Origin of the sequence: Flavobacterium sp., from assembly GCF_035760125.1 — a bacterium.
GTDB lineage: Bacteria > Bacteroidota > Bacteroidia > Flavobacteriales > Flavobacteriaceae > Flavobacterium.
This window is the reverse complement of the sequence record NZ_DASTTN010000480.1, coordinates 1-7095: the sequence shown is the minus strand read 5'-3', so window position 1 is coordinate 7095 and position 7095 is coordinate 1. Positions and strand designations below refer to the sequence as shown.

The following is a 7095-nucleotide window of genomic DNA, read 5'->3' as shown; positions in this document are numbered from 1 at the left end:
CAGCTTGGTTGAGTGGAGAGCCTGCAAACAGATGCCCAGTTGTCGCTCCTGATTTGACGATTTTGCCTGCAGGAGGTGCATTTACTACAGGAACAACCGTAAGTCCAGTATTGACTGCGAACGTAGCTTCATCGACTATTTATTACACTTTGGATGGAACAACTCCTACGACATCTTCAGCATCGGCTGTTGGGACAAAAACACTGTCAATTACTGCCAATACCACTGTAAAAGCATTGGTGATAAACACAGCAGGTACTTCATCTGCAGTAAAAACAGAAACTTATACTTTTAGTACACCAACAACGTTTACGGTTTATTTCAAAAAGCCATCAAATTGGAATTCAGTCGTTAAAATTTATTATTGGGGAACAACTGGAACTACACCAGCGGTAACTTGGCCAGGAGTCGCTATGACGCAAGATTGTGGTGACTGGTATGCATTCACTTTTCCGTCTACAGTTAGTGCGTCAAACTTAATTTTTAACGACGGGACTTTAAAAACTGCAGATTTAATAGCAACAGCTGGAATCAAATATTACGATTCAGCTTGGTTGAGCGCTGAACCTGCAAACAGATGCCCAGTGATCACGCCAGATTTGACAATTTTGCCAGCTGGAGGGACATTTACTACAGGAACTACGGTAAGTCCAGTATTGACTGCCAATGTAGCTACATCGACAATTTACTATACATTGGACGGAACTGCTCCTACGACATCTTCGGCATCTGCTGTTGGAACAAAAACGCTGTCAATTACTGCGAATACTACTGTGAAAGCATTGGTAATAAACACAGCAGGTACTTCATCGGCTGTTAAAACAGAGGTTTACACTTTTGTTACTGTTCCTACTTTAACGGTTTATTTTAAACCACCAACTTCATGGACAGGTGTGCCAAAAGTGCATTATTGGAATGCAGTTCCAGCAGGAAGTGTAGCCAATACTACTTGGCCAGGAGTAACTATGGTTGCGGATACTAATGGTTTTTATAAATATACCATTACAGGTCCAACATCGATTAATTTGATTTTCAACAATGGTTCAAGTGGAACAGCCAATCAAACAGCTGATTTATTAAGTAAAACAGATGGATATTCATATACTTGGGGAGCTAGTACTGCCAAATCAGGAATTAAAGAGGAGGCTAAAACTGAAATAACTGCTGTTTCTGTATATCCAAATCCAGTGAGTAGTTTGTTGCAAATTAGTTCTAATTCAGCTGCTTTGGATTATCAAATTGTAGCCATGAATGGAAATGTTGCTCAAATTGGAAAGGTGATTAATAATTCTATTGATGTAAGCACTTTAAGAGATGGTCTTTACTTTTTAAAGATTCATTTTGAAAATGGTCTAGAACACCAACAAAAAATTATTAAAAAATAAACGATAATTCTTTAAATTTAAAAGGCTCAAACTGATATTGGTTTGAGCCTTTTTTTAGTATAAATATATATAACTAAGTAATTTTTTCTGGACTTGATCATTTCTTTAGAAAGACTTTTTTTATAAATCAAATCTATTTTCCTATAGTTTATAAAACAAAAAACCTCGGAAGTATAACCTCCCGAGGAACTTAAAACCAACAAGTGTCAGTTTCTAAACTAGATATCCAACAAATAACCAAATTATATGGTACTAGTATTTTTAAATTACTTAATCGAAAATTTAAAAGTTGTTTTTGTTTTATGGGGTTTTTATTTCTTTCAAAACCCAGATCAATGGATTAATTCCTTATTTGTAAAAGGCATTTTTTTTTTACTAATCCTGTATCTCTTTTTCAGGACTAGACAGTAGATAAAACTATTTCAAGACAATAAAAAAAAATGGGATTATGTTTCTTTGATAATATCCCCATTGGGATGAACCACTAATTTGCGGGTCTCATTATCTTTTTTAATTTGAATATGGTACTGTTTTTTGATAATGTCACCATCTTCTTGAGTATATAGAAATTTATCATTGACAATTGACCATCCGGGATATTTTTTGCAAACGGAGTATATAACTGCACTCGGAAGTTTGACGTTTTTATAGTTTTCAACAACTCCCAGTAATTTTCCTTTTCCATCATAAGTTGCTGCTAAAGAGCCATTTTCTATTTCTAGCGTTAATAAATAAGATTCAGCTCCCAAGTAGTCTTTCCCGAGATCATAGGCAATGAATTTTTGTTGAAGACCCACAACTTTCATGTCGGGGTTATTGTCGGGTAGATACTTTGAAAAATCTTTCCCTGCACTTTTGATCACCACTTCCGGTAATTCTGTCATTTTAAGAACATTTGCATCAATATCATTAATTTTAGTGTGCTGTGAATAAGATAAAGCGATGCAGCCTAAAGACATCAAGGTAATAATATAGTATTTCATAATATTTCATATTAAATTAATTTTAAATAGATGTATTTAAATATTAAAATAAATTCTTTAAGGTATATGATTTTCTTCCCCTTTTAATTGATTGCGATTTATATATTAATTTCTAAATAGCTTTTTAAAAGAGATTTGGAGTTAAATTCTGAATGGAAACCTACTAGCATAAATTTATAAAACATTACAAACGCATACCGTTAATCATGTCTAGTATTTTTGTTAAAATTAATTTGTTTTTTTGTTGTTTTTTAATACGAATATGTATAGTTAATGTCAAAATTTTATGTTCTAATTTTGTTGAATTGGTCGTGCAGATATCGTTATCTCCAAAAAAAATAATTGAAAGTAAAACGACAATGAATGACCTATGTTAAAGGCTTGAAAATTATTTATAAAATGACTTTTAAACTTTGGATTCCCCACTTCTGTAAAGTTTGTATTTCATTTATAAAACAAAAAAACCTCAGAAGTATTACCTTCTGAGGAACTTAAAACCAACAAGTGTTAGCTTCTGAACTAGATATCCAACAAATAACCAAATTATATGGTACTAGTATTTTAAATTACTTAACCGAGAATTTAAAAGTTGTTTTTGTTTTATAGTTTTCTCCAGGACTTAAGACAGTCGTTGGGAAATCTTTTTGATTTGGTGAATCTGGATAATGTTGTGTTTCCAAGCAAAAACCAGTTCTGTGAGCGTATGTTCCGCCGTTTCTCATTGGTAAAGTTCCGTCAAGGAAGTTACCTGAGTAGAATTGGATTCCAGGTTGGTCGGTATATACTTCCAAAAGTCTTCCGCTTCCTGCGTCATAAGCTGAGGCTGCAAAACGTTCTCCTTTTCCTTGGTTGTTTAGAACCCAACAGTGATCGTAACCCAATCCTTTTTTCAACTGATCGTCATTGGCACCAATTTCTTTCCCAACCAATTTAGGTTTTCTGAAATCGAATGGAGTATTGGTTACATCGGTCAATTGTCCTGTTGGAATAAGCGTAGCATCTACAGGAACCAATTTATCTGCATCGATTGTGATTTCGTGATTCAAAATTGGTTTAGAGAAATCAGATGACAGGTTGAAATACGAGTGTTGCGTTAAGTTCACAACCGTTTTCTTATCGGTTGTAGCTTCATACAGAACGTCCAAAGCATTGTCTTTGTTTAGCGTGTAGGTTACAAAAACCGTCAAGTTTCCAGGATAACCTTCTTCCATGTCTTTGGCTACATACTTCAATTTTAAAGAAGCAGAGTCTCCACCTTTGGCTTCCTCAGCAGTCCAAACAACTCTGTGGAAACCTTCTGGTCCTCCGTGTAAAGCATTTGGCTCATTGTTGATGGCCAATGAATATTGTTTTCCGTCCAAAGTAAATTTTCCTTTCGCAATACGGTTACCGTATCTTCCGATAAGGGCTCCGAAATACGGATTGGCTTTTTGGTATTGTTCTAATGAGTTAAAACCAATCACCACCTCTTCGGATTTACCCGTTTTGTTAGGCACTTTTAGAGAAGAAATAATACCACCATAAGTGATGATGTTTACTTCCATACCTTTGTGGTTTTTCAATGTATATTGGTCAATTTGTACCCCTTTGTCGGTTTTGCCATATACTGATTTTGCTATAGACACTGAATCTGTAGCATTAGCCTCTAGAGCAGTTTCCGCTCCATCTTCTTTTTTTTCTCCTTTGCACTGCACATTCATACTCGCTAAACTTAAGATGGAAATTCCATAAATACAACGTTTTACTAGATTCATAATATTTTACTTTTTTGGTTTTTCAGTTATTTAAAAGGCTAAAGCCTTAAAGCCAAAAGTATAAAAATTAAATTCTATTTCTTCCGACTTTAAGACTCTATTGTATTATACCTAAATCATTATAGACCGTGTTGAAACAAATGGAAATAAGCTTCATTAGCATTGATAGTATCTTTGAAATTACGGATAGTGGTATTTGCATCGATTACCAATAATTCGATACCTGCGATATCTGCAAAATCTTCCATAAATTCAGTTGTTACCGCTTGACTGTAAACTGTATGGTGTGCACCACCAGCAAGAATCCAAGCTGTAGCAGCTACATCAAGGTTTGGCTTGCAATCCCACAATACGCGTGCTACTGGAAGTTTTGGTAAATCTGCCATTGGTTTTACTGCAGTAACTTCATTTACGATTAATCTAAAACGGGTTCCCATATCCACAAGTGATACGTTAATGGCATCTCCAGCAGGTGAATTGAACACCAAACGAGCCGGATCTTCTTTTCCTCCAATTCCTAATGGGTGTACTTCACAATTTGGTTTCCCGTCAGCGATAGAAGGGCAGATTTCCAACATGTGTGATCCTAAAACGTACGATTTTTGTGGAGTGAAGTGATACGTGTAATCTTCCATGAACGAAGTTCCTCCTTCAAGTCCCACATTCATTACTTTCAAAGCTCTAACCATTGCAGCCGTTTTCCAGTCTCCTTCACCACCAAAACCGTAACCATCGGCCATTAAACGTTGTGTTGCAATACCCGGAAGTTGTTTCCAAACTCCTAAGTTTTCAAAAGTATCCGTAAAAGCTCCGAAACCGCCCTCTTCCAAGAAAGCTCTCAATCCCAATTCGATTTTTGCGGCATCCGCCAAAGATTGTCTTTGCGCTCCTCCTTCTAAAAGTGATGGAGTTAAATTATAAGAAGCTTCGTAAACAGCCAATAAATCGTTCAATTGTTTGTCGGTTACTTTTTCCATGTGTTTGGTCACATCTGAAGAATCGTATCCATTTACAGACATTCCGAAACGAATTTGGGCTTCTACTTTATCACCTTCGGTAACGGCAACTTCACGCATATTGTCACCAATACGAGCTACTTTTAGGTTTTGCAATTCATTCCAACCTAATGCCACTCTTGTCCAGTTTCCTATTTTGGTTTGAACGCGTTCGTCTTCCCAGTGACCAACAATTACTTTACGTTTTTTACGCATTCTGGACATGATAAAACCAAATTCTCTGTCTCCGTGAGCCGATTGGTTCAAGTTCATAAAGTCCATGTCAATACTAGCCCAAGGGATTTCAGCGTTGAATTGTGTATGTAAGTGACATAATGGTTTATTCAAAATGCTTAGACCACCAATCCACATTTTGGCTGGTGAAAAAGTGTGCATCCAAGCTACGATACCAATACAGTTTTTATTGGAATTTGCTTCCAAACATACATTCGTGATTTGTGCAGGTGATTTTACTACATCTTTGTATACCAATTTTACTGGTAATTTTGAGGATGTGTCCAATCCTTTTGCAATTATTTGAGAATGTTCGGCTACTTTTCTTAATGTTTCTTCACCGTATAATTCTTGGCTCCCTACTACAAACCAAATTTCTTTTTGAGATATATCTATCATTATATTTTTGTTTAATGTTTTCTTTGTTTCAAGTTTTCGAGATTAGTAAAGTCTATTCTCTATCTTCTTTATTCTAAATTCTGCAATCTTTCTCTATTGTCCGTAATAGGAATCTTTTCCGTGTTTGCGTTCGTAATGCTTTTTGATTAAAGAATCTTTCAATCGAGGAGCATTAGGATTTATTTGTAAAGTCAGATAGGCCATTTCGGCTACGACTTCCAATACTTTGCTGTTGTAAACTGCTTTGGCAGCGTTTTTTCCCCAAGCAAATGGTCCGTGATTTCCTATCAGAATCATTTCTACTTCTTCGTACGAAAGGTTTTTTTCTTTGAAACAATCCAAAATCTGGATTCCGGTGTTGTGCTCATAGTTTCCTTCAATCAGTGAGTCCGCCATAGGCGCTGCACAAGGAATATCAGACGTTAAGTGATCGGCATGAGTGGTTCCAAAAATTGGAATATCGCGTTGCGATTGTGCCCAAGCTACCGAATAAGTCGCATGAGTATGTGCCACACCACCAATGTTTGGCCAGTTTTTATATAAATAGGCATGTGTTTTGGTGTCTGAAGAAGGACGCATACTGCCTTCGATGATGTTGTTGTCAAAATCGACAATAACAATGTCTTCCGGTTTTAGGTCTTCATAAGGAACTCCGCTCGGTTTAATGGCAAAAACACCATTTTTTCGATCTACAGCACTAACGTTTCCAAAAGTATAAACTACCAAATTCAATGCGTTCAACTGCATATTCGCTTCGTAGCATTCTTGTTTTAAGTCTTTATATATAGAGCTCATGTTGTTGTTTTTTAATGGATGGATCTGCATAAGCACTTAATTGGTCGTATGCCAAAAGCAACTTGTTATAAGCAGCTACTTTGTCGAGTTGTGGAGCATATTCGCTTTCAAAAGGGCTTCCCATTTTTTGAGCCGCTTCAATTACGTTTGGATAAATTCCGGCAGCAACGGCAGCATAAATGGCAGCTCCCAATGCAGGTGCTTGATCTGATAAAGCTACTTTGATAGGTTTGTTCAACACATTGGCCAAAGTTTGCATGATAAATGGCGACTTACGGGCAACTCCTCCAATACCAATAACGGTATCAATTCGAACACCTTCTTCCTCAAAACGATCCACGATTTTTTTGGATCCAAAACAAATGGCGTTTACCAGTGATTTGAACACATGTGGCGCTTTTGTTCCTAAAGATAGATTTGCAATGGCACTTTTAAGTTCTTGATTCGCATCTGGAGTTCTTCTTCCGTTAATCCAGTCCAATGCTACTGGAACACTTTCGGATAATGGTATTTTCTCTGCTTCGGCAGTTAATTGTATGATTAAATTGTC

At 36.3% G+C, this 7095-nt stretch carries 6 protein-coding genes; 1 reads left to right on the top strand and 5 read right to left on the bottom strand.

Annotated elements, in window-relative coordinates; translation table 11 throughout:
* Nucleotides 1-1385: starch-binding protein (locus VFS71_RS17055; protein ID WP_326402801.1), on the top strand; the 1385-nt coding region annotated here is incomplete at its 5' end.
* A gap of 446 nt (nucleotides 1386-1831) precedes the next feature.
* Here the strand turns inward: VFS71_RS17055 and VFS71_RS17050 are convergent.
* The 5 genes from VFS71_RS17050 to VFS71_RS17030 form a co-directional block, all read right to left on the bottom strand.
* Nucleotides 1832-2368, bottom strand: coding sequence for a hypothetical protein (locus tag VFS71_RS17050; RefSeq protein WP_326402800.1), 537 nt, complete (start codon nucleotides 2366-2368; stop codon nucleotides 1832-1834).
* Nucleotides 2369-2934: 566 nt separating this feature from the next.
* Nucleotides 2935-4122: an aldose epimerase family protein gene (locus tag VFS71_RS17045; protein WP_326402799.1), complete on the bottom strand. Its 1188-nt coding sequence runs from the start codon at nucleotides 4120-4122 to the stop codon at nucleotides 2935-2937.
* Nucleotides 4123-4241: 119 nt separating this feature from the next.
* Entirely contained in the window at nucleotides 4242-5750 is a 1509-nt protein-coding gene (gene araA, locus VFS71_RS17040; RefSeq protein WP_326402798.1) for an L-arabinose isomerase, read from the bottom strand.
* A gap of 93 nt (nucleotides 5751-5843) precedes the next feature.
* A complete protein-coding gene (locus tag VFS71_RS17035) occupies nucleotides 5844-6545 on the bottom strand; it encodes an L-ribulose-5-phosphate 4-epimerase (RefSeq protein ID WP_326402797.1) in 702 nt (233 codons plus the stop codon).
* A partial coding sequence (locus VFS71_RS17030; protein ID WP_326402795.1) for an FGGY-family carbohydrate kinase occupies nucleotides 6529-7095 on the bottom strand: 567 nt, incomplete at its 5' end. The genes VFS71_RS17030 and VFS71_RS17035, both read right to left, overlap by 17 nt.

Coding starts and splice junctions, on each gene's coding strand:
- VFS71_RS17050 (WP_326402800.1), bottom strand. CDS start 2,368: ATGAAATACTATATTATTACCTTGATGTCTTTAGGCTGCATCGCTTTA.
- VFS71_RS17045 (WP_326402799.1), bottom strand. CDS start 4,122: ATGAATCTAGTAAAACGTTGTATTTATGGAATTTCCATCTTAAGTTTA.
- araA (WP_326402798.1), bottom strand. CDS start 5,750: ATGATAGATATATCTCAAAAAGAAATTTGGTTTGTAGTAGGGAGCCAA.
- VFS71_RS17035 (WP_326402797.1), bottom strand. CDS start 6,545: ATGAGCTCTATATATAAAGACTTAAAACAAGAATGCTACGAAGCGAAT.